Raw genomic sequence first — 26,012 nt, forward strand, 5'->3', positions numbered from 1 at the left:
GGCTTACATTAAAGAAGAAACTATTGGAGGGATTCATCATGTCATTTGATACAAGTGCACTGAATGCATTGATTGACAAGCCTACTTCTCATCTGCAGCTTACAAAAACTGAACTCTACAACAAAATTTTGAGTCGTGGCGAGGCAGAATTAACAGAGCTTGGAGCAATTAACGCAAAAACTGGAGAATATACGGGGCGTTCTCCAAAAGATAAATATATCGTTAATAATCCACAAGTCATCGATGACATCGACTGGGGTACTGTAAACCAACCTATTTCTGAGGACAAGTTTTTAAATCTATACCATCAAGTATTAGAGTATTTAGATGCTAAAGACGAAGTGTTCGTATTCAACGGCTATGCCGGAAGCGACAAGGATTCCCAACTAAAATTAACAGTTGTGAATGAATTCGCATGGCATAACCTTTTCGCACAAAATATGTTTATTCGTCCACATTCTAAGAGCGAAGCAGAAAAAATCAAAGCTGACTTCACAATCATTTCTGCACCGACATTTAAAGCAGATCCTGAAAAAGACGGCACACGTTCTGAAACATTCGTTATCGTGTCATTCAAACATAAAACTGTACTCATCGGTGGTACAGAATATGCAGGAGAAATGAAAAAGTCTATCTTCTCTGTGATGAACTATCTACTTCCTAAACGTGACATCATGAGTATGCACTGTTCAGCTAACGTAGGTCGTAAAGGCGATGTTGCGTTATTCTTCGGTTTATCAGGTACTGGTAAAACAACTTTATCTGCGGATCCAGATCGCAAATTAATAGGTGATGACGAACACGGCTGGAATGAAAATGGTGTATTTAACATTGAAGGGGGTTGTTACGCAAAAGCAATCAACTTGTCAGCTGAAAAAGAACCACAAATTTTTGATGCGATTCGTTACGGTACAGTATTAGAAAACTTAGTTGTTGATGAACATGGTTATATCGACTTCGATGATAACAAATATACAGAAAATACACGTGCAGCATACCCTATTGAACATATCGACAATATTGTTGTACCTTCAAAAGCATCACATCCAAACACGATTATTTTCTTAACTGCAGATGCTTTCGGTGTATTACCACCCATTTCTAAGTTAAGCAAAGACCAAGCAATGTATCACTTCCTAAGTGGTTTCACATCTAAGCTTGCTGGTACTGAACGTGGCATCACTGAGCCGCAACCATCATTCTCAACTTGCTTCGGTGCACCATTCTTACCATTGAATGCAAAAGTGTACGCTGACTTACTTGGTGACTTAATTGACAAACACGAAGTAGATGTCTACTTAGTGAACACAGGTTGGACTGGTGGCGTATACGGAAAAGGTAACCGTATCGAATTGAAATACACACGTAAAATGGTAAACAGCGCAATTAACGGTTCTCTGAAAAACAGTACGTTTGAAGAAGATGAAATCTTTGGTTTAAGTATTCCAACTGAAATTGAAGGCGTACCAACAACAATTCTACAACCTAAAAATGCTTGGCATGATAAAGAAGCCTATGACAAACAAGCAACAGACTTAATCGAACGTTTCCGTGAAAACTTCAAAAAGTTCGGTGAAGAAACTCAACAATTACAACAAAATGGCGGTTTCAAAGGATAAATAGAACTCAAAAAGAGAGACACGATCGCGTGTCTCTCTTTTATATATTCCTTTCAACTTCATCCATCCAGCTTTGTATTCGTTGGAGTACTTCTGATAAGGCTTCGGGACGTGGTAGGTGACCTTCTTCCATCTGATAAAATGTCTCATAGCGAGCATGTTTGGCTTCCAAGTGTTTGGCTAGATGATACGCTTGATGAATACCTACTTGTGCATCTAAACCACCATGTACAATCAAGATTGGAGGTGCGGTATGATCAATTATACGCAATGCATCTCGTTGTTCATATGCTTCTGGTTGCTTTTTCGGATGTCCTATCATACGTCGCAACATCCCCCTCAAATCAACACGCTCTTCATACATAAGATGCATATCAGAGACACCACCCCATATGATATAACTCGCTGCTTGTACAGCTTGGAATGTCAATAATCCTTGGATACCACCACGAGAAAAACCAATCAAATGAATAGGGACATTGGGGTACATTTTTTTGAGAATCTCGACACCCACAATAACATCTTGTAAGTCATCACCTGCAAACGCATCCCGCCCCTGACTGCCATTGTTACCACGATAATAAGGACCAAAAACAAGTGTAGTTGTATTTACAAACTGCAACATTCGACCTAACCGAACTCGCCCCACTTGTCCTTTCCCACCACGTAGGTAGACTACAATTCGTTCAACAGATTGTTTCGGTGTTACAAGTAATCCACGTACAGTCACACCGTCTGCATTATACTGTACTTCATCCACTTGATGCGTTCCGAGATCTGCTGGCATACGTTTATAACTGATAAAATCCAAGCGATACCATCCTTTCTACACAAGCCAAAATCGCCTCATCAGATAGCAAAATACTCCGCTTATCTTCAGGAATATCTTCAATTTTAGATACTATTACTGGCCCATTCGTCTCTAAATAGTCCGATTTTTCTTCAATATGATTCACAATGACTACGTAAACATCTTTTTTAAATGGCATCGTCTCCTTGTGAACTGTATATTGCGCAATATAATATAACGTTTCTATTGTTGCCCCAGTCTCTTCATATAATTCTCGTTTTAATGCATCTACCGCCGTTTCCCCCGCTTCACATTTACCACCGGGAAACTCAATTCCGCGTTGTCGATGATCTGTCATGAGCAATCGTTTTTGATATATAGGTAGTGCCAACACATGGTCACCGTCAGCAATGTCATGATGTGCACGAAAACTTAAAGTCACCCGTTGTTGGGCTGCATCTATAAACTCCAAAATCCAATCTCCCCTTATTCTATGTTACAATATTTCTAATCATCTACACGGAGGTCTATGAATGAAAAAAATATTCGTCAAATGTATTCGCTTCTATCAGCGATTTATATCACCATTGACACCACCATCATGTCGCTTCTATCCAACATGTTCAAATTACGCTATCGAGGCGATCCAAGTACACGGTGCCATCAAAGGCAGTTGGTTAGCTATTAATCGAATCTTGAGATGTCATCCATTTCATAAAGGGGGCTTTGATCCTGTTCCTTTAAAAAAAGAGAAACATCATCATGAATAATGCTGTAATTTCGACGCATCAATAACAGGTGGTTTAAATTGTAACCGTCCGTTTATGACTCGGTCTGATTGCATCACGATATCATCCGTAAAATAATATCCGCATGGTGTGACATCACCAGCATAATCACCATATCGACTGGCTAGAGCTGTGAAATATCGGCTCAAGCCACACTCATACATACCTCCGATAACAACTGTAATGCCTTGATTATGTAATGTGTCTATCAGTGATAAAGCACGGTCTATACCACCTACTCTAAACGGCTTAATGACAACAACACGCACATGATTATGTTCCACAGCTTGTACAATAGCTTGTTCATCCGTCGCATGCTCATCAATTGCAATCGGAGGCATATTTTCGAGTTCTTCCTTTTTCAACAACTTCGGAAACGGTTCTTCTACATATGCCAAGTTATAATTTGCCAATTGATTTAACAAAGGGATTTCTCTCTCTCCAAGTGTTTGATTCGCATCTGTTGTAATCGGAATATCAGGATACATAGCCGTTAGCATTTTTACTTGTTCAACAATATCACAGTTCCACTTAATTTTGATGCGTTCTGCATGGTCTAAACGTAAGAAACGTTTCTGCATATCACCGTTTACAGTTACCGTCATAGGTACTTCAAACGATGGCAAATCATGAAACATTTGATACAAAGCCATCATCACCGTTGCTCGTGCAGCCGGTGTATTGTTTAAGTTTTCGACTATTCTTTGTGCCTCACAAAAATCCTGTATCTCCTGTCCTTTCACATTTTCGAACCAGTTTTCCAACGTGGACTTCACGGTTTCAATCGTTTCAAAATGATACCAATCTGTCTCAAACGCATTGCATTCCCCAAACCATTCTTTCCCAGACTCATCTACCACACCGATAAATAAAGTTTTACGCACATTCATTGTTGTTTTCGGCGTTTGTATTTTATGTTTAAAAATAGGTGTATATTCATAAAAATGTAACTCCGATAATTTCATCGTTATTCTCCATTCAATAACTGTCGTTTTAATTTACCTGTACTTGTATAAGGTAAAGATTGTACGTACTTGATTTCTTTAGGTAATTTATATTTTGCGAGATGCCTTGATAAATAATCAAACATCTCTGCTTCATGCGATGTTCCTACAAGATAAAGAATTGGACGTTGCCCCCAGTAATCATCTTTGACACCGACACACATCGCATCTACCACATCAGTATGTTTCTTAGCAATACGCTCAATTTCATTCGGATAGATGTTTTCACCACCACTGATAATCAAATCTTTGCGTCGATCATGTATGATGACAAAACCATTTGTATCAATACTCGCAATATCTCCTGTCATGAAGAACCCATCTTCATCAAACGTTTCAGTCAAACCTTTAGGATAAAGATACCCTCGCATTACATTATCCCCACGAACACATAACTCCCCATGTCCATTCTGATTCGACTGACTGATTTTAAGCTGTGAATCAAACTTACCAACAGCTTCTGGGTTTTTAGCTAATAACGCTGGACTTGCTGTTAAAAACTGTGAACACGTCTCTGTCATACCGAATGAATTATAGATTGGGAGTTCATATGACAACGCCTGCATCACAAAGTCGCGTTCCAACTTTGCACCACCGAGTAATATTTTTTCAAGTGCATAAGGTCTTGTTAGTCCCGCATGCATCAATCGTTTTAACGTTAATGGCACTAAAGACATATGCGTAATATTTTTATATTTTATTGCATTCATTACTTGTTGTTCATCAAATCTATCCATTAAATAGACTGTGAAACCATATAATACACTACGAATTACTATACTCAGTCCTGAAATATGATAAATGGGCAACACCGTCAACCAACGTGTCTCTTTGTTAAAACCTAAATCAGACCAACATCTTTTCGCACTCGCTTTGTGGTTTAAAAAAGTTTGAGGGACTGCTTTTTGCGTGCCTGTTGTTCCCGATGTAAACATAATCGAAGCAATTGCTGTTTCATCGAATTCTGGTGAATCTGATGTTGCTTCATAATCCAACACATCTGAAGAAGTCAGACATTGAAATTGTTGTGACAGTTGTGTTTTCCTACAACGTGATTGATACTTATCACTTACTATAATTGTTTTAACATCAATTGATTTCATTTGTTTTATAATTTCTTCATCTGTCAAACGATTGTTAATGAGTGCTATTTCAATATTAAACAACCATGCACCATGTATTAACGCCAGTGACTCTAATGAATTATCAACAAGTAATCCTAAACGTTTGTCGTTCAACATCGTAAGACCACTTCCATATTGCAATGCAATCTCAAACAATTGTTGAAAGGACAACTGCTGATGCTCAGTCTCCACAGCAATTGCATTCGGTGTTTTCTTTACACGTTGTATCAGCCAAGACTCCATGTTTCTTCCTCCAAAATAATGTTCCCTTTTTATTATAGACACAATTGAAAGCGAATGCATGATTTTAGTTTCATTTGATATAAAAAATTATATGATACAGACACACATTATTAATCTTAAATACATTTTAAGTAGATACCCTAGTATTTCTGAATTTTGATAGCTATCATCTACATTCTTTTAAATATTAAGTATCATTTTAAATTATTTCAATAAATCATATTGCCTCGCTCTACATAAATCTATATAATATTAACGAAAATATCAGCTTTAGTCTAAATCGCAATATGACAATATTTAATTAATGTTTGATTCTTTTAAACTTTAAAATTTCGGAATATTCTTAAATATATTTCGTTTATTTAATATAATATTGATAGGAGAAAAAATTATGTCAAACGACACAACAAATCAAAATTTCAATCCTACTAGAAAGATTGAGCAACAAGTACAACCAAGTAAGGAAACATCTTCAAATTCTAAGAAATGGTGGCTATGGGGCTGCGGTGGTTGTGGTGGCTGCCTTGTTATCATCATTATTCTCAGCGTTGCATTCACTTTTTTAGCTGGCGCTATTATGGATAATGTCGATGAAGAACTCCAAAAAGATCCGATTATACAAAGCTCGCCTTTAAAAACAGATGATAGTACAGGTCATAAGGGAGTAAAAAGCGAAAAAGAAAGAGCGCTCGACCAAGCAAAAATCTATTCAGACGACCTTTATATGTCAAAAGAAATGATTTATCAAACATTGACATCGAATGATGGAGATAAATTCCCAGCAGATGCCGCACAGTATGCCATTGACAACTTACATGCCGATTACAAACAGAATGCAGTGAAAAAAGCTGAATCATATGCCAATGATATGAACATGTCGAAAAATGAAATTTATGATCAACTCACATCACCTTATGGCGAATTATATACGCAGGAAGAAGCACAATACGCCATCGACCATATGAAATAACACAAATCATACAAGCCCACCTATCCTATTAGGCGGGCTTGTACAATATTGAATATTTAAATATTATTATTTACCACTATATAGAGAACTGATCGCATATCCCACATGTAAAATGTGTGGCGTTATATGAATCTCGAGGGTTCGAATCCCCCCATCTTCCATTAAACTTTAGTTTGTATTAATGGGCTCCCTTATTTTCAAATGCACACAAATGAAGGTGTGAGATTTGTTTATTTATCATCCAGTTGCATTTGATAATTGTATAGTTTTTCAGCAGTATCTAATGTGATATTGCCAATCTTACGTTTTCCAGATCGTAATTTCGAAATTGTCTTACTGATTACATTTGTTACTTGTGAAATTTTATAATGTGATATATCGGAGTCTAATAACTTTTCAATTTCTTTTCTGATCAAATACCTTTTCATATTGATCTTAGTGAGATATTTACTGTAACCATCACATATTTTGAAATCATCACGATAAATATTTGAATAGATACATTATTTTTTTTGAATGTTTAGTTTCTTAAAAGATTCAAGGCTGAATAATTAGCTTCATAAAACTGTAATTTTTTCTTTTATACACAAATAACATATCCATTATACCGTCTGAGCTCAAAAATGACAGAGTACTAAAACAACTAAACTTGAAGACGAATGTCGGCATAGGTTTCACTCATACCTAAAATTACAGAGTACTAAAACCTCTAGCTTCATTATACTCTAATTTTTTCGGTAGTTCAGCTTTTATTTCTATTAATAACATATCAAACTATAAATCTTCTACATAGTTATTGCGTATTTGTGCCATGAAAATCTTTAAATAATACAATCAGTTAAAGTGTTCTTTCACTAAATTATGAAGAACAACAGACTCTTGGGATTTTAACAGTGGTAAACACAATTATTATGATTATGTATTTGTCTATTATTAACACAATCACACTTTATACAAGCCTTTGGTGTGGACAAAATTTTTCCGTAAACAACCGTATAAAGCCGACTATACACTTTTACATCTTTCTCTACCTAAATAACTTTAATATACTATTATACTTAGGATCATCATGTCTTCACTCGATTTTTTGTTTAGGTATTTAAAATAATAGAAACATGAGTATATTTGTATATTAAAATAGTCAGTCGGGATTGCATTTAATGCTGCTATCCCACCACAAAAGGTGTACATCCAAAACACCCCACCCAAATGAATGAGTGGGGGTTGGTTATTTATCTTCCAGTTTCTTTTGATAGTTGTACAAAGCAACGCCTTTTTCAAAACTGATGGTCTCTAATTTTCTTTCACCACGACGAATACGTCTTATTGAAGATGCATCGACACCTGTATTTTTCTGTATGGTAGTTGCATCAATATCAGATTGTATCAATTTTTTTGTTGTTTCTATTATCATATTTTTACATGAACAGGCTATCAGATTATTTGAAAATCATATAAAATGCACACAATAACGCTATCACACCAATAGTGTAATTTAAAACAATCTTAATTTTCGTTTTAGTAATATTTGTCATTTATATCACCCCATATTTTAATTAGGTTGAAAGAGATTAAATCCTCAACTATCTTTTGATTATTGAAGCAATTGTCGCAATCCCTAAGCAGTATTTTCGGAAGGTTCTGCTTTTAGATTCAGCGATACTTGTTTCTTTTTTGTTTTCTTTCTAGCCTGTTCACGTTTTCACCTCCTATATAGTTATAATTTTAAAGGACAATCGTCCTTTTTTCAACGCTTTTTCTAAAGTTTTCCTATTTTTTTATTAAAAATAACCGCACCAGTTAAGGTGAATATCCATTACTTAAAATGCTTCTGCTTCTTCTTTTATCTCTTCAAACATAACATTTACACCGGTATCACTTTTAATAACAATACACTGCCCATTATCACAATGTATCATAGTTACAACGTCATACGTATCACTGTTGTTGAATGTTACTAACTCTCTTTCAGATAATTTACTTGTTGATTCTACTTTAATTTTATATTTTTTCATATGGTGCCCCTTTTATTAAAAATCGCAAATTTCAAGTTTAAGTTAGCCACTTCAACCAAATAAACTATGCATAGATGTTAGCCGATTTGAACCCCTAACGTGCAACAAATAGCGCTTAAATTTCTCAATATCATCAGGGCTTAGGCTCAAAAAATTATCTAATAATTCAGGTACACAATCAACTAAAAAATAACGAAAAACCTTCAGCTCTTCATTGTAGTACCTTATTGTTTCATCGCTCAAACCACGTGCTACACACCTATCAATAAATTGTTTACTCAAGGTATCAAACTTTTCTTTTTTTATCTGATTTATCTTCTTTTCTTTATCAAAAAAGCCTTGTAACAAATCAAGCTCATCTTTTGATAAATCAACGTTTCTGACTACTTTTTTCATCATTATCACATCCTTATTTTTAAGATATAATAATGAGCAAAACAAAAAGGCTTATACCACACACCATGTAAAATCGAGTAGTGTAGCATAAACCTTTCAAACCTTACGGAAGATGGGGGATTCGAACCCCCGAGACGCTTGTGGCGCCTACACACTTTCCAGGCGTGCTCCTTCGGCCAACTCGGACAATCTTCCAAAACAATGACAAAAAATCAGAAGCGATATTTCGCTTCTGATTATATGACCCCTACGGGACTCGAACCCGTGTTACCGCCGTGAAAGGGCGGTGTCTTAACCGCTTGACCAAGGGGCCATGGCTCCACAGGTAGGACTCGAACCTACGACCGATCGGTTAACAGCCGATAGCTCTACCACTGAGCTACTGTGGAATAATTAAAATGGAGCGGGTGATGGGAATCGAACCCACAACATCAGCTTGGAAGGCTGAGGTTTTGCCATTAAACTACACCCGCATAACAACGATATGGGCGGTTGATGGGAATCGAACCCACGAATGTCGGAACCACAATCCGATGCGTTAACCACTTCGCCACAACCGCCGTAATATAAGAAATGGTTCAGGACGGAATCGAACCGCCGACACAAGGATTTTCAGTCCTTTGCTCTACCGACTGAGCTACTGAACCATAATAATGGCGGTCCCGACGGGAATCGAACCCGCGATCTCCTGCGTGACAGGCAGGCGTGTTAAACCGCTCCACTACGGGACCACTCAAAAATATTGCGGGAGGCGGATTTGAACCACCGACCTTCGGGTTATGAGCCCGACGAGCTACCGAACTGCTCCATCCCGCGATAATGTTATTTAAAAGCAATTACTTAATTATATTATCACTTTAACAACAAAGTGTCAATATATTTCTTGTAACTTTTTTATCTTTTTATTAAACAGATAAATAAATGCGTCCAATAAAATCAATGACCTACTCATTATATAGTTACATAATTAAAAGGTCAACAGTTCTCCAACTAGTATTTTGTATAAATACTCACCTTTTCGGCATTAATTGAATTAATGTAGCTTAATGTACTAAAAATATCATTAATATAAAACGCCCAAGGTTCTGACGGAGGATGAGTCATACCTTGGGCGTTTTGGAATCGAAACATAATTAGGAAAATATCATTTTCATACCGATAGTTTTATAACTATCTAAAAACATTATATTTAGGTTCGCCTAAAATTTCAAGTGATTAGTATCAATTTTTCTATTTAGTCAAATTTTTGTAAGATTTTATTCTTCAGAAATAGGAATGCATCGTATCCATCTTCCTTACAAAAATGACCGCCTGTGTCTAATTCATATAACTTACAATCTAATGCTTCACAAAGTTTTTCAGTTGCTTCTATTGGTACAACATAGTCATCTTTAGCAGCTACGCCAAACATGTGAAGTACTTTATTATGTAATAATTCATAGTCTAGTTCCCAGTTGAAGAAAGAATCGAGTACTTCTTGATCGGGTAATAGATCATTCTGTGGTAAGTCTCCTTTAAAACCGGATATCATGGCTAAGCTACCTACTTTGGAGACATCGAGCTCTTGTATGAATTTTAATGTTGTTACTACACCTAAGCTATGTGCAATAAATATTGTGTCATTATTCACTTCAGTGATATGTTCTTTCATATACGAAACCCATTCACTACCATTTGGGCGATTCGTATTGGGTAAATCGAGTACTGTAACTTGATGCCCTTCGATTTCTAAAGTTCTTTTTAACCAAGGAAACCAATGATCTCCACTATTTGCTTGGTATCCGTGTACAATATAAACATTCGTCATGGTAAAGCCCCCTAGTCCAATCTATATTTATATCATATCATACGTTAAAGTATTATTGCGTTTCTGCAAATAGTTGTACATAATTTGTCGAATTTTCTTAATTTTCAACCTATTTGTTGTCTAAAATTAAAAGTAGCATCTCATGACCCTTTTTAGATCATGGACGCCACTTAGATTAACATTATCGAATACGCGGTAATAAATTTTCAACCGCTTTGTATGCTTGACTAATACAATCTGGTAAACCGACCGCTTCAAACGGTGCCCCAGTTATTTGTAAATGCTGATAGTTTTCTAAAAGATGTTGTTGAATTTGTTTAATTTTATCAATATGTCCGACATGATATTGTGGACTGGCATACGGCATTTTGTTTACGATTGTAAATTCTGGTTCACCTTTGAACGTCATCATTTGTTCGAGATCACGGCGTGCAATTTGAACGAGTTCTTCATCTGTTTTCTCATTCACGATATTATCGCCTTGTTTACCCACATATGCACGTATCAATACTTTTCCTTCAGGCGTTGTATGTGGCCATTTTTTCGAAGTCCATGTGCAAGCAGTAATATCCGTTTGACTTGTTCTTGCAATAACAAATCCAGTTCCGTTATGAATATTTTCAATATCTTCTTCATCAAATGCAAAGACAATAGTTGCAACGGATGATGCTTCTAATTCATTAAAATAATCAAACATCGGATCCTTTTCAAACCATTGACGGAAGACTTGATGTGGTGTTGCGATAATCACACCATCATAAAATGGGCGTGAATCAGCATCAATCTCAATATGATATCCCTTCTGAGTTGAGGTTAAATCTTTAACTTGGGTGCGATATTGTATTGAAACATCATGATCAACCAACCATGTCTCCATATGCTCAATAAAGTCATAAAGTCCACGTCTAAATTGTTTAAATTGACCTTGTGCACCACTTCGACGTTGATCTTCTTTTTCCAAACGAGCTTTTCGCACTTGTTGCATCCCTTTTATGATGCTACCATGTGTCTCTTCAAGCGATTTGAAGTGTGGGAATGTACTCATTAAACTCAATTCATCAATATCCGTACCATAGATACCACTCAATAGTGGTTCAATTAAGTTCTCTAACAATTCATCACCTAAACGCTCACGAAAAAAAGCACCAACTGACATATCTCCTTCAGGCATATCCACAGGCTTAATCGTTAAATCTTTTAATGCACGTAACTTCCCTTTCATGGAAATTAATTGCGTCGTCATAAATGGCTTAATATCGGTTGGCACGCCTAAAATGGCACCGCCAGGAATAGGATACAATTCATTATTCGCAAAAATATACGATTGACCTGTTTCATTTGTCACGATATCTTCATCTGCAATACCGATATCTTTTGCCACATCAGTCATAATCGTCTTACGGCCTAAATACGATTCGGGGCCAAGCTCAATCACATATCCATCTCGATATGCAGTTTTAATCTTACCACCTGGTCTATCTGTTGCTTCATAAATGGTAACGTCTGTATCTGGATAATGTTTTTTAATAAAATACGCACTCGTTAAACCCGTGATTCCCGCACCAACTATTGCTACCTTTGTCATCATTCTCACGCTTTCTTATAAATGTTAGAAATTTCATCAATAATTGCACCGATAAATAAAGGGTGTGTATCAGGCATTGGTGGACGATGATACGTTGCGCCCACTTCGTCACAAACAACTTTACATTCATAATCATTGTCGTATAAAACTTCAAGATGTTCTGCAACAAAGCCAAGTGGTGTATAAATAAAATGTTTACAACCTAACATATGATGCAATTCACGTGTTAAGTCCTGAACATCAGGTGCAAGCCATGGTGTCCCGGTATTCCCCGCTGATTGCCAACCCACCGAAATATGTTTCAACGGAATATGTTCAGCAATTAGTCTTGCTGTTTTTGATATTTGTTCCGGATAAGGGTCGTTACTCTCTAAAATCATTTTTTCCGGCAAGCTGTGTGCAGATACAACAAGCATGGTTTTCGCATGTTCCTCAACCGGTATATTTTCAAGTACTTCATTAATGCGCATTGACCAATAATCAATGAATTTCGGCTGTTCAAAATAACTATTAACATGATGTAACGTTATACCGAATTCATCAGCTTTTTCCTTCGCACGTTTATTATAAGAACCAATCGAAAATCTTGAATAATGTGGCGCTAATACAACCGTTACTGCTTCTGTAATACCATCTTTATACATCTGCGATACTGTATCTTCAATAAATGGATGAATGTGTTTCAAACCGATATACAATTTAAATTCAATATCTTTATATAAGCCACTCTCATTAAGCACATTGACTAGTGCCTCTGCTTGACGTTCGGTTGTACCCGCCAATGGAGATAAACCACCAATCGCTTCATATCGTTGTGTGAGATCATCTAATTCTTCCTGACTCGGCTTTCGTCCATGTCTGATATCCGTATAATACGGTTCAATATCACTTTTTTTATATGGCGTGCCGTAAGCCATCACTAACAAACCAACTGTTTTAGTCATCTTCTATCCGTCCTTTACATACACGTATTCAATCTTATTATTTTGCCGTATAGTCGTGTACAAATTGTGCGACACGTCTCAATGTGTCTGGTGATACTTCCGGAAATACACCGTGTCCTAGATTAAAGATATGCCCCCCAGTATGTACCATACCTTGATCTAAGATAGGTTTAAGTCGCGCTTCGATTACATCCCAAGGTGCAAGTAGGATACTTGGATCTAAGTTCCCTTGTACTGTTTTGGTTACACCTTGTCGCCCTGCTTCACTGATAGATGTACGCCAATCAAGACCTAAAACATCAATAGGCAATTCATGCCATGCATCAATTAAATGACTTGCCCCTACACCAAATAAAATGACAGGTGTATTTAATGCTTTAATGCCTGCGACTAACTTATTCATACACGGTTGAATATAATATTTATAATCTGATTCATTCAGTGCACCAACCCAAGAATCAAAAATTTGAATAATTTGTGCACCTGCTTCAACTTGTCCTTTTACATATGTAATCGACATATCTGCCAGTGTATCCATTAACTTGAACCATGTCGCTTCGTCACTGTACATCATCGCTTTTGTTTTATTGTAATTCTTTGAAGGCCCACCTTCTATCATATAACTGGCTAAAGTAAACGGTGCACCCGTAAAACCAATAAGTGGCACATTTAACTGTTCTTGTGTGAGTATCTTAATCGTATCTAAAACATAAGGGACATCACGTTTTGGATCAATTTGTCCAAGTGCTGTGACATCAGAATATTGACGAATCGGGTTAGAAATCACAGGTCCAATACCCGACTTAATCTCAACATCGACGCCAATTGCTTTAAGTGGTGTCATAATATCTTTATATAGCACAGCAGCATCTGTATTATATTGATCTACCGGTAACTTTGTCACATAAGCACAAATTTCCGGTTGATGTGTGATATCAAATAATGAATATTTTTCTTTTAACTTTCGATATTCTGGTTGAGAACGACCTGCTTGGCGCATAAACCAAACTGGTGTATGCGTAGCCTGTTCCCCTTTGATTGCTCGCAACATTGTATCGTTAAACGTATTATTCATGTCGTCCTCCTTGACTGTAATCATTCTTTTCTAGATTAGCACACTTACATTAAAGAACTCTGTGAAAATGGTGTTTAACACAAAAGTTTAAAATGAATTGTTAAAATACTATCATGACCTAAAATGAAAATAAATGGATGCTTTTCTCTATGTATGTCATACACCGTCAATTATATCATGTTGAAATGAAAAGCGTCTAAGTATGAATTCTCTATATTTTAAAAATAAATACCATTAAAAATGATAAAACTAAAGGCTTAATCCGCTTACAAATCAATCTATATAGTTGTCCACATCAAGATTTCAGATTCACTTTTCAAGATTTAAGGTATATGATGGAAGTAGCTTTTACATAAAAAGATGAATATAGGAGGATTTAAATGAACTTTTTCATTACTTATGGCACATTAAGCTTTTTACAACAAATTCAAAACAAACATGAAGACCGTAACTTGCTTATTTTTGCAGGTGAAGGTCAAGCAATCATATTGGAAGAGACAGATTTAGATACCATTTTTCAACAGCCGAATGAATATCGTGTAATGTCACGTACTGGTGATCTATCTGAATCTGATTTTCAAGTTTTAATTACGATTCCGACTTCTGAAGATCATAAATATCAACTAGAAAAACAATTAGAAACTTATCAGCCAGCTTTAGATGAAAATCCAGACTACCATAGCTATCGCTTGTTGAAATCCACACATCAAAATGTCTATAAAGTACTTCTTGGTTTTACTACTAGAAATGCTTATGATGATTATAAAAAATCAAGTGCTTTTCGCAATAACTTATCATTAGAAGCAACAAAACCTTTAGCAGGTGCATCTGCTGTACATACACCTTATATCGAACAATACTTCTATCCAAGTCAGGATGTCTCTGAAGAAGAAATTGACCTGTAATATAAATGAAACCCACCGCATTCAAATTCGAATGATTCGGTGGGTTTTATGATTAATCTCGTAATAAAGATTCTTTGTATTTTAATTTTTTGATCGTGCGATGTATTGTCGCATAACTTACTATGAATAACAAGACGATAAGGTAACCATGTTGAATATTAAACACTAAATACACGACACTCAACACGCCTGCCATGACACTTGTTGTAGCTGTTAAAAATTTTTGATATCCCTGTATGACAAGCGCTTCAGATGGGGGCCAAACTTGCGGCCACAATCCATAAGCTTCTTGCGTGTAAAACTGTGACATTTGTAATACTAAAATGTACATCGCCAAGCAACCGATCACGACGCTAACATACGGGTGATTTAACCACGACATAAGTAATATTGTAATCACTACAAGTCTTAATGTCAGATTAAAGGCATCTTTTCCACGTAAAAAGTTACGCTTGAATAAAAATGGGTACATCGCAGCTTCGTGAAACGATTTTGGTGTTGACAGCAAGAAGTCCAAGTAACGTCTTCGAACGGCACGTTCTTGCAAACCTTTCACATCCGTAAACATACTTACAAATTTATAGTAATTCGCCTGATGTTGGTGTGCTTGTTTTATTAAGAAAGTCCACGGTAAGTGGTGTTGCTTCGTTAATTTCTGTAAAAATACAGCGAGTATAATAAGCGCAATCGGTGCACCGAAACTGTGTGAACTGCCTGATGCGAACATGACATAAATGGCTGACATATTTAAAATGCCCAATATCAGATTAACTGACCAGGCTTCTAGTCCATATAGAAACCAATACCACTTCACAAATAAACCCACTAGCGGTAATAGTAGCGTGAATAAACATACAACAACAAACTGAGATGTTTGATTCGGTGCTAACGCATGTATTAACGGATATGCGATCACTAGCAATACGACTTGCAATGGCAATCGTTTGTAATAACTCGTCCAAATACTTTTTTGTATATACGCTTTCATTTGTGATTCAAAGGGTAATAAAAAGAGACTATCCGCTTCGACTAAATATGTTTTTAACGGGAAAATAGAACTCATCGCTAATATAATTGAAATAAGTAAAAAATAGTTAATGCCAGTTGGTATGTCTTTCAACCATTCCCCATATCCGAGAATGAAAGCACCGATAAGAATGACCAAAAAGACAGTAAAATGCCCATTAAAAATAAATTTATTATAATATTGTGCCTCTTTGAGCTTTGCACGATGTCTTTGGTTAAAAAGTTGTTTCGCTGTCATCATTGACCGACCCCTTGCGTCGAACGAATATAAATATCATCCAATGTCGCATTTGGCATTTTAAAATGTTGACGTAACGCTTCTAAGTCACCTATTCCGACAATTTCACCCTTATCTAATATAATAAAGCGATCACAATAACGTTCTGCTGTTGCTAATATGTGCGTACTCATTAATACGGTACGATCCTCTTGTTTTTTTGCTTCCATCAAATCAAGCATCGACTGAATACCCAGCGGATCAAGTCCTAAGAAAGGTTCATCGATAATATATAGATCTGGGTCAACGATAAAGGCGCAAATAATCATAACCTTCTGTTTCATCCCCTTAGAAAAGTGACTCGGAAAAATCTCGAGTTGTTCTTCAAGGCGGAATGTTTTTAATAATGGCTGTGCACGAGTCATCGCCGTCTCTTGATCAATGCCATACGCCATTGCCGTCATATAAATATGTTCTTTTAAAGTCAGTGTTTCATAAATGACAGGCGATTCTGGAATATAAGATAGTTTTTTTCGATATGTATTGATATCTTCATTAATATCAATTCCTGATATAGACATCTTCCCTTCGCTCGGTGTCAATAATCCTAAAATATGCTTAATCGTCGTACTTTTACCTGCACCATTTAAACCAATCAGCCCAACAATCTCACCAGGCTTTAGTGCAAATGATATATCTTTAATAACAGGCTTTTTTCCATAACCACCTGTTAAATGTTCAACTTTTACAGTCATGCGTATGACACCTCCATAGCATGTATTGTACCAAATTCTTATATCATAATGCTATGTAAGAGATACCGTTAAATTAGTTACACGTGTTTCGGCACATGCTATAATATTAACAAATGATCGGAGGGAGCGAATATTATGTCTGAAACAATCTTTTCAAAAATCATCACAGGAGAAATACCGAGTTATAAAGTTTATGAGAATGAATACGTCTATGCGTTCTTAGATATCTCGCAAGTATCAAAAGGCCATACTTTATTGATTCCTAAAAAAGCATCTCCTAATATTTTCGAAACTGATGCTGAAACAATGAAACACATTGGAGAAGCATTACCCATTGTCGCCAATGCGATTAAAGAAGCATTTAATCCAGATGGCTTGAACATTATCCAAAACAATGGATCCTATGCAGCACAATCTGTTTTCCATATCCACTTCCACCTCATTCCACGATATGAAAATGACATTGATGGATTTGATTACAAATGGGAAACACACGAAGATGAAATTGATGATGCGCAAAAAGAAGAGATTGCGAAACAAATCGCATCACACATTTAATTACTGTATCAGTATATAAATATTAATTACGACTATCTCACAAACTAGTATCAAATTTTTGGTAATGCGTGTTTGACATGATATTGTATGTACTATTATTCATTCACCATACTCTGTTAGACGAAAAAAGTTTTGAAATAAACAAATGTCTAATCATTATCTAAATATAAAATATAGGAGGATTTTTATGAAATTAGCAAATGTTACACTTGGACTTGCTGTCGGAATTGCAACAGGTGTCAGCTTAGTATTAATGGAACGACAAAATCAATCATTGGGTGCCAAAGCACAAATTGGAACGTCATCTGATATTTCAAATGATTTAGATATCATCAAATCACAAATGAGTCAAATTAAAGATCATGCTTTAACAATTAAAGAAGATAGTACTGACTTTGCACAATCAATCGGCGGAGATCTCAAAACAACTTTAGGTGAATTCAAGGCGGATATTACGCCAAATATCAAAAGATTACAAGGATATATAGAAAATATCCAAAATCGTGGAAATGAAATTACAAATTTTCCAACAAAAAAGTAAAATTATGATATATAAATTAAAAATATTTGATATTTTTAGTGAGTAATATCAAATAATCAGATATACTATAATTAAGCATGGTACATAATGTACCATGCTTTTTATACAGTTGAAAGGAGATAGTCGCATGACCGATAAACAGCACCAAATTGAGAGTATTTTATACACACATAAAGCTGCTATGCTATCTAAAGTCATCTGGAAAAATGCAGAAAATGACTGGCAAGCTTGGCTTAAAAAATCCGGCATTACAATGAATGAACATTTGATTCTAATGACTATTTATGCATTTAAAAAGGTAACTATTTCTGATATTTCACGTTACGGTGTGATGCATGTATCAACTGCTTACAATTTCGCAAAGCGCTTAGAGTCACAAGAATTATTAAAATTAGAAAAAGATACAAATGATAAACGTAATACCTTTATCGTTTTAACCGAAGCGGGTCATTCACTTGTAGAAGATATTTTTGACCAATATGATATGTCACATAACAGCATTTATCGTGTGGCTCAAGAATATAATAATGAAATGTTTCATTTTCCAAGTTTCAGTGATGAACATTATCTTGTTTCACAATTGCAAGGTAAAGCATTTTTAGATGGCATCAATCAATGTCACGAACATCTAAGAGAAAATTTACTTGACGAGAAATAGTTTGCGGTAGATAATACGTATTATCAAACTTTGAATCAAAGGAGTTTCATCATGCTTAATTGTTCAAGATCAATTGACATTCATTCACGGTTTGGTATTCCGCGTATTGCATTTATTAGTTCTGTAACTGTCGTTATCACATTTCTTGTGAGTTTTGAAATGTTTCATTATTATTCCAATGTCCCATTTTCGGATAGGCATTTTTTAATATTTATTATTTCGATGCTATGCTTATATCCATTACACAAACTGATACATGTCTTAACGGTATTACCTTATTTTCGATATATTAAAATGTACAAATTAATGCCTAAAAAGTGGTTCCCTTTCTACAATATATTTTTAGATAAACCCGTGCGTAAATCTTATTTTTGTGTATGCTTGATTGCACCTTTAGTCGTTATCTCGATTCTGTGTATCATCATTGCAACAAAGTTACCACATTATGGTCATTATTTGATGTTTTTATTAGCACTCAATGCCGGATTTTCTGTAATGGATATACTCTATTTGAAAGTGATACTATTCTGTAAAAGAGGACAATATGTAGAAGAACACGTCAATGGATTTCTTCTTTTAGAAAAAAATGGTAAATCTGATTATATGTCTATTGGCTAAGCATTGAGCGCTTAGCCAATGTTTTTATTTCATACAGAATATCTGATATATTCTACTATATTTTTATTCTTCTTCAACATGCTTATCATACATTAGTCGTAGATACCCGCTCTTTCGTTGGTTAAGCACTATGAATGTGGTATATTATTTGTGTTACTTTTATGTAAAGGAGACAACATGATGAAAAAAGGATTACAAAAACTGATTATTCCGTTATCTGCAAGTGCATTGTTATTAGGTGCTTGTGGCAATGGTGCCCCATCATCAAAAGACGAAACATTGATTTCATCAAAAGCAGGTGACGTCAAAGTAGAAGATGTTTTAGAAGATATTGGTAGTAACCAAATTGCAAGTAGTTCATTTAAAATCTTACTAGGAAAAATATTAGAAGATAAGTATGCTGAAAAAGTAGACGAAAAACAACTTGAAAAGGACCTCGATCAACAAATAGAAAAATACGGTGGTAAAGAACGTGTTGAAAGCTTGCTGAAGCAACAAAAGCTCACAATGGATGAATATAAAGAGCAACGTAAACTTGTTGAATATCAAAAGCAATTACTTAATGAAAAAATAGATATGTCAGATAAAGAAATTAAACAAAAAACAAAGAAAGCATCGCATATTTTGATAAAAGTAAAGAAAAATGACGATGACAAAGAAGGATTATCTGATAAAGAAGCGAAAAAGAAAATCAATGACATCAAATCACAGCTTGATAAAGATCCTAAATCATTCGATAAAATAGCAAAAGACGAATCAATGGACTCAAGTAGTGAGAACAATGGCAGTCTCGGATATGTCATTAAAGGTCAAATGGTCGAACCCTTTGAAAAAGCATTATTCAAATTAAAAGACAATGAAATCTCAGATGTTGTCAAAACAGATTATGGATATCATATCATTCGTGCAGATAAACCATCTGATTTTAATAAAGAAAAATCAAAACTGAAATCAAAGTTAATCCAAAATAAAATTCAAGAAGAACCAAAAATTCTAACAGATGCCTACAAATCATTGTTAGATGAATATAATGTCGATTATAAAGATCGTGATATTAAAAATGCGATTGAAGATTCTATCTTAAATCCAGAAGCATTACAAAAAGCAGCTCAAGGTAACCAAAACGGACAAGGATTAGGTGTATAAAGTTAAAAACAGGTCTTACACATAGCACGTGTAAGACCTGTTTTTCTTTTAATTTAATTTTTCTGGTTTATAGAAGCGTCTATTTTCTAAGCCTCTAATTTTACCAGTCATTGTTCCATCTTCTGTTGATTTCATTGCTTTATCAAACATATTCATTCGTGCATCGATATTATCGATAAAGTGTAATATTTCCGCTTCTTTCACTTGTGGTAACTTCGGTGAGCCGAATTCTAACTTCCCATGATGCGCTAAAATGAGATGGCGTAATAATAACACTTCTTCCCCTTCTACTTGCAGTTGACGTGCTGCCTCTGCGACTTCATCACTGGCAATTGAAATGTGACCTAATAAGTTCCCTTCTAGCGTATAAGTTGTAGCAACGGGACCTGATAGTTCAACAACCTTACCGATATCATGTAAAATAATACCACTGTACAATAAACTTTTATTGATTGATGGATAAATATGGCTTAATTGCTTTGCTACTTCAAGCATTGTGATAACATGATATGCCAATCCACCTACAAAGTTGTGGTGCATCGAACTTGCTGCTGGATAAACAAAAAATTGTTGCTCATATTTATTCAAAATATGGCGTGTAATTCGTTGTAATGGTGCATTTTCAATTTCAAAAATATAATCGCGCAATATGGATTGCATTTCTTCTTTGGATATCGGTGCACGATCAATAAAATCACTTATTTGAACACCATCTGATTCTGTTGCCAGTCTGTATTGTGTCATTTTCAGCTGACGGTTATTGCGATAATTAATGACGTCACCTTTTACGTGAATAACACTTTCTGGTTTTAAAATAGCCATATCTTCTTTCGTTACAGTCCAGAACTTTGCTTCAATCTCACCGCTTTGATCTTGAAGTTTTAAGGTCATATAATCTTTCCCTTGATTCGTTACACCTTGTGTTACTTGATGCACTAAAAAGAAATGATCTACCTTATCTCCAGGCTTTAACGTCTCTACATGTCTCATGGTACAGCACCTTTCTTTATTTATTTCTCTAGTTTATTCAACATGACACTCTGTTTAGCTGTAATCGATGTATCGTGATTACATGTAAAATACAGAATTTGATAATTATCTTGCATAGTTTTTAGAAATGCCATCATACGTTTCTTGCGTGTTGCATCGAAATGAACGAATGCATCATCAATAATAATTGGTAATGAGTAGTATGGTTTCAATATTTTAATTAAACTAATGCGCAATGCAAAGTACAACAGCTCTTTTGTTGATTGACTTAATTCTAGCGGATGATACATTTGGCCATCTTTATGACGTACCATTACTTTTTCATTTTCGTAGGTCACTTGTGTGTATTGCCCATCTGTTAAATGCGAATAGATATCAGTGGCTTCATGAACAACCTTTGGCAAACGCTCATCTTTAATTTGCTTAATATGTGCATCGACTACATGCTCTAAATAACTAAGCGCTGCCCAATCTTCTGCTATTTCATTCAGTTGTGTACGCAATAATTGATATTTATGTTTTAAATGACGCAATGTATTATCCGTTTCCATGTGATTGATTTGCGCTGTTAAATCACTCACTTCACTTTGTAACGTTAAATACTTGTCATTGTAATCATCAATTTGAGCTTCAAGTTCTTGATGCTCTGCTTCAATTTGAGCTGTTGTTTTTCCACTTACTTTTGTACTTTTTTCATAACCATAATCTTGATTTTCTAAAAACTGTGTCAGGTCATGATAACGAGATAATGATTGTGTATAATTAACAAAACGATCATGATGTCTATAATAGCTCTCTTCATCAAGAGCACCAGTATAGCTAAATAACTTGTCTATCACTTCAGTATTATCATGTAAACGTTGTTTAAGATGTCCAACTTCCTTCTCGAGCAATTGAATTTGTTCTTGATTATGTTGATACTTAGTTGTTTCTGATTTCGCATGCTCAAGCCATTCTCTAACATCATGAAAAACAGACATTCGATTAAAGTTTTGAAAATGTGGTGCTAATGTTTGTTCAGCATCACGATAGAATACATCTAATTTTCCAGTCACATATGCCTTTTTCTCTTGTGTTTTTGTGAGTAATGCTGACTGTTCCTTAAGAGACTGAATCGTTTGTAATGCGTCTAATAGCAACTCATCAGACAACTTATCTGATACATGTAAGTCGTGACGAATACCATCTACTTTTTCTATACTTTCTTGTTGTTGCACCTTTGCATTTTCTAATTGTTGCTGTAAATGCTGTTGCTTTTTTGTAGAAATTGCTAAGTTCTGTTCACGTTGAACGATGCGATCTCGTAATTGATGTTGTTCAGATAAATCGAAGTTTAAATCATAAGTATCTTCTAATTGCTTCACTTCTGATTCAAGCTGACGAATCTCCTCCGCAAAACGCTCGTTATGACCGACTTCTTTCGTCTTAATCATAAAGATTGCGATGAAGAATACAAACGCCAATACTGCAAAAATTGCCCCATATAACATCGCAGGTGCAAGAAAGGCATAAACAGCCATGCCTGCACATAATAGTGCAATCACAATAAAAATTGTTCTCATCACATTCTGTTGTTTTTTCTTTTGCTGTTGTTCTACTTCAAAGGCTTCCTTCATCTTCATAAAGAGATTGCGTTTTTCATTCAACTCTAATGAGCGTTTCTCATAGACTTTTTTCTGTTCAAATGTTTCTTCCGGCACTAATTCTTCCTGAAGTTGTGCTAGCTCTGTTTCATGTGATTGATGTGCAATGACATGCTCGTCAAGCATATTTTCATATTGTTTAAGCTGATACGTATTGTCTCTCTTGTCTTTCAACGTATCACTTATGTAGCTTTTTTGAACATCAGATGTATCCACATCATCGTGTATTTCTTGCCAACCAATATTCGATTTTAAGCCTTCAATTTCACGTTGGATATTTTCAATATCACGTATCATTTGATTCAAATCACGTTCATATTGTTTTATTTCTTCTTCTTGTTTCGCAATTGTATCAATTTGATTAACAACGTCATTGTTCGGTACAAATCGCTGATGGTTTTCATGTTTCAACTGATTATATTTCTCTTCACGTAAACCTATATCCCGTTCGAGTTGTTGTTTTTGAAGTTTTGCTGCCTCATATCGATCAATTCCTTGTTCAGGAAAAGTGATAGGCTCAATGTTCAACTCTGCTTCTAATGCTTTCCATTCTTGAACTTGATCATGTAAAGCAAGTTCCTTTTGCTTTTCTTCAAAAAAGTGGGTCAGTTGATCAAGATTTTGTTTTACCGTTTCCAAGTGATCTGATGACTTATCACGTGTTTCAACAAGTCTCTGATATGATTCAAGTTGTGTCGATGCATCACGAATTTGTAGTTCAACTTCTTTTAATTCTGCGACCCGTTGGTTAATTTCTGGCTGTTGTCCTGATTTCTTATAAAGTGACTGTTTCTTTTTATGAATGAGATCACGCATACCGATAAATTCAGTCGAGCCTAATGCGCCCGCCTGCATTAGAAAGTTCTGCAATTGATTTTCTGTCATATGTTTATGGATATCTTGTAGTCCGAGTACATTGAATGAAAATATATCTTGATATGTGCGTTTATCGATATAATTGAGTTGATGTTTTAACCATGCTTCATCTTTGATAGCACCGTTTGGAAGATATACTTTTACATCACCTTGTGCACTTCCTTTAACCCGTTCTACATCTACTTCTGAGTTGTCATCCAATATGAGTGTGACACGCCCCCCATATTGATTGCCCATGCGGGGTTCTAATCGTGGTTCATTTTCTTTACGTGTTGGGAAGCCGAATAGAATCGAATGAATAAATGCTTGTAACGTTGACTTTCCTGCTTCATTCTCTCCAAAAATTTGAGTGAGATGCTGGTTAAACTCAACTGTTCGTTTTACAAATTGCCCATAACCATATATTTCAACTGATTTGATTTTCATCGCTTATCAGCTCCCTTCAGTTCCGCTTGAATCATCTCTTCTGCACGTTTTATCAATGCTTGTCGATCGTGTTCCATGTAATGATCTAAGTATTTTGAAGCTTTCGGATTCATATAAAGGTCACTTAATGCCGCTTCATAAATCTCATCTTTCTTCAACAGTTCGTCATCAAACTCATCAAAAATGGATGGTGTATCTAATTCTGTATAATGAATATCCAACGTATCAATTATCACAAAATACTGTTCATTCTCTTCATAATCGATAATCATCGCTTTCACTTGTTCTAATACTTGATGATCAATGCGTTCATCTCCAGGTACATTGAGTTGTAAACGATAAAAGGCACGTCCTAAACTTCTAACACTGTCCTTGAATGCTTGTATCTCTTCATAAAGTCCTTGTTGTGTAATCTGTGTAACGTCTAGCACTGCAGACTCAAAACGAATAAATTGTGTCGGCACGAATCGTGTTTCTAACTTGGCATAATCACCTTCTACAATTAAGCATCCCTTTTCACCTTGTTCTTTAAAATGTCGCCCTTGAATATTACCCGGATAATTGATTTCGGGTAAATCACTCAATTGTTGGCGCTTATGAATATGGCCGAGAGCCCAATAGTGATATAGTTTTTTGTTCAAATCTTCTAATCTGAATTCTGTATATCGATCTGAAACCCCTGACTTACTATAAGTTCCATGTAATACACCGATATGAATCGCTTGACGATCTTCATTTGTCGGATAATCATCAATTTTATTTTCATAACTTGCATCGGTTTCGTAACTAAATCCGTGGATATGGACTTTGTCACCTGTTTTCGTAATCGCTTGATATGTTTCAACCTTATTTGAGAAGACTGTGACATTGTTTGGCCAATTAGAAGTAATTCGATCAGATAATGGATCATGATTTCCATGAACGATGTAAATAAATATTTGTTCTTTCTGTAAGCGTTCAAACTCTTCCTTTAAAAACACTTCAGCTTTCAATGTTCGATTGCGTTGATCAAATAAATCACCACTAATAATGACAAAATCAACCTGTTCACGTAGTGCGATATCAACTATCTTTCTAAAACTCTCATATGCACTGTTTTCCACATCTCTCAAAATACTTGGACTTAGATGTTGCTTTGATACAAATGGACTATCAAGATGTAAATCTGCACAATGCAAAAATTTAACCATTATCGTTCACTCCTCTTCTTACTCTTCAACACCCTTTTATGTATTCTTATATTTTAGCATAATTCACCTTTCAATGATGTTACAAATCAAAATACAATGCTCC

The 26,012-nt window shown here is 35.4% G+C and carries 26 protein-coding genes and 8 tRNA genes; 9 read left to right on the forward strand and 25 right to left on the reverse strand.

The window, feature by feature from the left end; all coding sequences use genetic code 11:
• The first annotated feature begins 38 nt into the window (after window positions 1-38).
• Window positions 39-1,619, forward strand: a complete 1,581-nt coding sequence (pckA, locus tag MUA51_RS06920; RefSeq protein ID WP_262559089.1) for a phosphoenolpyruvate carboxykinase (ATP) — start codon at window positions 39-41, stop codon at window positions 1,617-1,619.
• Between the two features lie 40 nt (window positions 1,620-1,659).
• Here pckA and MUA51_RS06925 read toward each other — a convergent pair whose 3' ends face one another.
• Both MUA51_RS06925 and ytkD read right to left on the reverse strand, forming a co-directional pair.
• Window positions 1,660-2,430, reverse strand: coding sequence for an alpha/beta hydrolase family protein (locus MUA51_RS06925; RefSeq protein WP_262559090.1), 771 nt, complete (start codon window positions 2,428-2,430; stop codon window positions 1,660-1,662).
• Window positions 2,411-2,881: an RNA deprotection pyrophosphohydrolase gene (gene ytkD / locus MUA51_RS06930; RefSeq protein ID WP_262559091.1), complete on the reverse strand. Its 471-nt coding sequence runs from the start codon at window positions 2,879-2,881 to the stop codon at window positions 2,411-2,413. Before ytkD ends, MUA51_RS06925 begins: the two co-directional genes overlap by 20 nt.
• A 61-nt stretch (window positions 2,882-2,942) precedes the next feature.
• Here ytkD and yidD point away from each other — a divergent pair, with 61 nt between their 5' ends.
• A complete protein-coding gene (yidD, locus tag MUA51_RS06935; protein WP_262559093.1) occupies window positions 2,943-3,179 on the forward strand; it encodes a membrane protein insertion efficiency factor YidD in 237 nt (78 codons plus the stop codon).
• Here yidD and menC read toward each other — a convergent pair.
• Entirely contained in the window at window positions 3,170-4,162 is a 993-nt protein-coding gene (gene menC, locus MUA51_RS06940) for an o-succinylbenzoate synthase (protein ID WP_262559094.1), read from the reverse strand. The two genes, yidD and menC, sit on opposite strands and share 10 nt — an antisense overlap.
• 2 nt (window positions 4,163-4,164) lie before the next feature.
• Window positions 4,165-5,568 (reverse strand): o-succinylbenzoate--CoA ligase, encoded by a 1,404-nt coding sequence (gene menE / locus MUA51_RS06945; RefSeq protein ID WP_262559095.1) that lies wholly within the window; start codon window positions 5,566-5,568, stop codon window positions 4,165-4,167.
• Between the two features lie 391 nt (window positions 5,569-5,959).
• Here menE and MUA51_RS06950 point away from each other — a divergent pair, with 391 nt between their 5' ends.
• Window positions 5,960-6,538: an Ltp family lipoprotein gene (locus MUA51_RS06950; RefSeq protein ID WP_262559096.1), complete on the forward strand. Its 579-nt coding sequence runs from the start codon at window positions 5,960-5,962 to the stop codon at window positions 6,536-6,538.
• A 230-nt stretch (window positions 6,539-6,768) separates the two neighbouring features.
• On the opposite strand, the gene MUA51_RS06955 is transcribed toward MUA51_RS06950, so the two are convergent.
• From MUA51_RS06955 to hemE, 16 genes are all read right to left on the reverse strand, one after another.
• Window positions 6,769-6,966 carry a hypothetical protein gene (locus MUA51_RS06955; protein WP_262559097.1) on the reverse strand — a complete coding sequence of 66 codons (198 nt, stop codon included), beginning with the start codon at window positions 6,964-6,966 and terminating at the stop codon, window positions 6,769-6,771.
• Window positions 6,967-7,766: 800 nt separating this feature from the next.
• A complete protein-coding gene (locus tag MUA51_RS06960; RefSeq protein WP_262559098.1) occupies window positions 7,767-7,952 on the reverse strand; it encodes an XRE family transcriptional regulator in 186 nt (61 codons plus the stop codon).
• 406 nt (window positions 7,953-8,358) lie between these two features.
• Window positions 8,359-8,553 carry a hypothetical protein gene (locus MUA51_RS06965; RefSeq protein ID WP_262559099.1) on the reverse strand — a complete coding sequence of 65 codons (195 nt, stop codon included), beginning with the start codon at window positions 8,551-8,553 and terminating at the stop codon, window positions 8,359-8,361.
• Window positions 8,554-8,604: 51 nt separating this feature from the next.
• The gene (locus tag MUA51_RS06970) at window positions 8,605-8,949 is read right to left on the reverse strand and encodes a hypothetical protein (RefSeq protein WP_262559100.1); all 345 of its coding nucleotides are present in this window, start codon (window positions 8,947-8,949) and stop codon (window positions 8,605-8,607) included.
• A gap of 106 nt (window positions 8,950-9,055) precedes the next feature.
• Window positions 9,056-9,144: transfer RNA gene (locus MUA51_RS06975), tRNA-Ser, on the reverse strand.
• Window positions 9,145-9,190: 46 nt separating this feature from the next.
• Window positions 9,191-9,262 (reverse strand) — tRNA-Glu (locus MUA51_RS06980).
• A 1-nt stretch (window position 9,263) separates the two neighbouring features.
• A tRNA-Asn gene (locus tag MUA51_RS06985) sits at window positions 9,264-9,338 on the reverse strand.
• Window positions 9,339-9,348: 10 nt separating this feature from the next.
• Window positions 9,349-9,422 (reverse strand) — tRNA-Gly (locus MUA51_RS06990).
• Window positions 9,423-9,436: 14 nt separating this feature from the next.
• Window positions 9,437-9,509: transfer RNA gene (locus MUA51_RS06995), tRNA-His, on the reverse strand.
• 14 nt (window positions 9,510-9,523) lie between these two features.
• A tRNA-Phe gene (locus tag MUA51_RS07000) sits at window positions 9,524-9,596 on the reverse strand.
• 7 nt (window positions 9,597-9,603) lie between these two features.
• A tRNA-Asp gene (locus MUA51_RS07005) sits at window positions 9,604-9,680 on the reverse strand.
• An 11-nt stretch (window positions 9,681-9,691) separates the two neighbouring features.
• Window positions 9,692-9,765 (reverse strand) — tRNA-Met (locus MUA51_RS07010).
• Between the two features lie 418 nt (window positions 9,766-10,183).
• Window positions 10,184-10,756 carry an RBBP9/YdeN family alpha/beta hydrolase gene (locus tag MUA51_RS07015; RefSeq protein ID WP_262559101.1) on the reverse strand — a complete coding sequence of 191 codons (573 nt, stop codon included), beginning with the start codon at window positions 10,754-10,756 and terminating at the stop codon, window positions 10,184-10,186.
• Window positions 10,757-10,937: 181 nt separating this feature from the next.
• Window positions 10,938-12,341, reverse strand: a complete 1,404-nt coding sequence (gene hemY, locus MUA51_RS07020) for a protoporphyrinogen oxidase (protein WP_262560883.1) — start codon at window positions 12,339-12,341, stop codon at window positions 10,938-10,940.
• Between the two features lie 5 nt (window positions 12,342-12,346).
• Window positions 12,347-13,285 (reverse strand): ferrochelatase, encoded by a 939-nt coding sequence (gene hemH / locus MUA51_RS07025; RefSeq protein ID WP_262559102.1) that lies wholly within the window; start codon window positions 13,283-13,285, stop codon window positions 12,347-12,349.
• 37 nt (window positions 13,286-13,322) lie between these two features.
• Complete coding sequence (gene hemE, locus MUA51_RS07030; protein WP_262559104.1) at window positions 13,323-14,360, reverse strand: uroporphyrinogen decarboxylase; 1,038 nt, start codon at window positions 14,358-14,360, stop codon at window positions 13,323-13,325.
• Window positions 14,361-14,740: 380 nt separating this feature from the next.
• Here hemE and MUA51_RS07035 point away from each other — a divergent pair, with 380 nt between their 5' ends.
• The gene (locus MUA51_RS07035) at window positions 14,741-15,265 is read left to right on the forward strand and encodes a signal transduction protein TRAP (RefSeq protein ID WP_262559105.1); all 525 of its coding nucleotides are present in this window, start codon (window positions 14,741-14,743) and stop codon (window positions 15,263-15,265) included.
• 52 nt (window positions 15,266-15,317) lie between these two features.
• Here MUA51_RS07035 and ecsB read toward each other — a convergent pair whose 3' ends face one another.
• Window positions 15,318-16,529, reverse strand: coding sequence for an ABC transporter permease EcsB (gene ecsB, locus MUA51_RS07040; protein ID WP_481906611.1), 1,212 nt, complete (start codon window positions 16,527-16,529; stop codon window positions 15,318-15,320).
• The gene (ecsA, locus tag MUA51_RS07045) at window positions 16,529-17,263 is read right to left on the reverse strand and encodes an ABC transporter ATP-binding protein EcsA (protein WP_262559108.1); all 735 of its coding nucleotides are present in this window, start codon (window positions 17,261-17,263) and stop codon (window positions 16,529-16,531) included. The genes ecsB and ecsA overlap by 1 nt, the downstream gene beginning before the upstream one ends.
• A gap of 135 nt (window positions 17,264-17,398) precedes the next feature.
• On the opposite strand from ecsA, the gene MUA51_RS07050 reads away from it, so the two are divergent.
• The 5 genes from MUA51_RS07050 (at window position 17,399) to MUA51_RS07070 (ending at window position 20,784) form a co-directional block, all read left to right on the forward strand.
• Window positions 17,399-17,821, forward strand: coding sequence for an HIT family protein (locus tag MUA51_RS07050; RefSeq protein WP_262559109.1), 423 nt, complete (start codon window positions 17,399-17,401; stop codon window positions 17,819-17,821).
• A gap of 187 nt (window positions 17,822-18,008) precedes the next feature.
• Window positions 18,009-18,362, forward strand: a complete 354-nt coding sequence (locus MUA51_RS07055; protein ID WP_262559110.1) for a YtxH domain-containing protein — start codon at window positions 18,009-18,011, stop codon at window positions 18,360-18,362.
• 127 nt (window positions 18,363-18,489) lie between these two features.
• Complete coding sequence (locus tag MUA51_RS07060; RefSeq protein WP_262559111.1) at window positions 18,490-19,020, forward strand: HTH-type transcriptional regulator Hpr; 531 nt, start codon at window positions 18,490-18,492, stop codon at window positions 19,018-19,020.
• A gap of 51 nt (window positions 19,021-19,071) precedes the next feature.
• On the forward strand, window positions 19,072-19,638 hold the full coding sequence (locus MUA51_RS07065; protein WP_262559112.1) for a DUF3267 domain-containing protein: 567 nt from the start codon (window positions 19,072-19,074) through the stop codon (window positions 19,636-19,638).
• Between the two features lie 180 nt (window positions 19,639-19,818).
• The gene (locus MUA51_RS07070; protein ID WP_262559113.1) at window positions 19,819-20,784 is read left to right on the forward strand and encodes a foldase protein PrsA; all 966 of its coding nucleotides are present in this window, start codon (window positions 19,819-19,821) and stop codon (window positions 20,782-20,784) included.
• A gap of 48 nt (window positions 20,785-20,832) precedes the next feature.
• Here MUA51_RS07070 and yhaM read toward each other — a convergent pair whose 3' ends face one another.
• The 3 genes from yhaM to MUA51_RS07085 are packed head-to-tail and all read right to left on the reverse strand — an operon-like array spanning window position 20,833 to window position 25,909.
• Window positions 20,833-21,774 carry a 3'-5' exoribonuclease YhaM gene (yhaM, locus tag MUA51_RS07075; protein WP_262559114.1) on the reverse strand — a complete coding sequence of 314 codons (942 nt, stop codon included), beginning with the start codon at window positions 21,772-21,774 and terminating at the stop codon, window positions 20,833-20,835.
• Window positions 21,775-21,794: 20 nt separating this feature from the next.
• Window positions 21,795-24,719 carry an ATP-binding protein gene (locus MUA51_RS07080; RefSeq protein WP_262559115.1) on the reverse strand — a complete coding sequence of 975 codons (2,925 nt, stop codon included), beginning with the start codon at window positions 24,717-24,719 and terminating at the stop codon, window positions 21,795-21,797.
• Window positions 24,716-25,909 (reverse strand): metallophosphoesterase family protein, encoded by a 1,194-nt coding sequence (locus tag MUA51_RS07085; RefSeq protein WP_262559116.1) that lies wholly within the window; start codon window positions 25,907-25,909, stop codon window positions 24,716-24,718. The genes MUA51_RS07080 and MUA51_RS07085 overlap by 4 nt, the downstream gene beginning before the upstream one ends.
• Window positions 25,910-26,012 lie beyond the last annotated feature (103 nt).

It is taken from the genome of Staphylococcus sp. IVB6214 (genome assembly GCF_025558585.1).
Taxonomy (GTDB): domain Bacteria; phylum Bacillota; class Bacilli; order Staphylococcales; family Staphylococcaceae; genus Staphylococcus.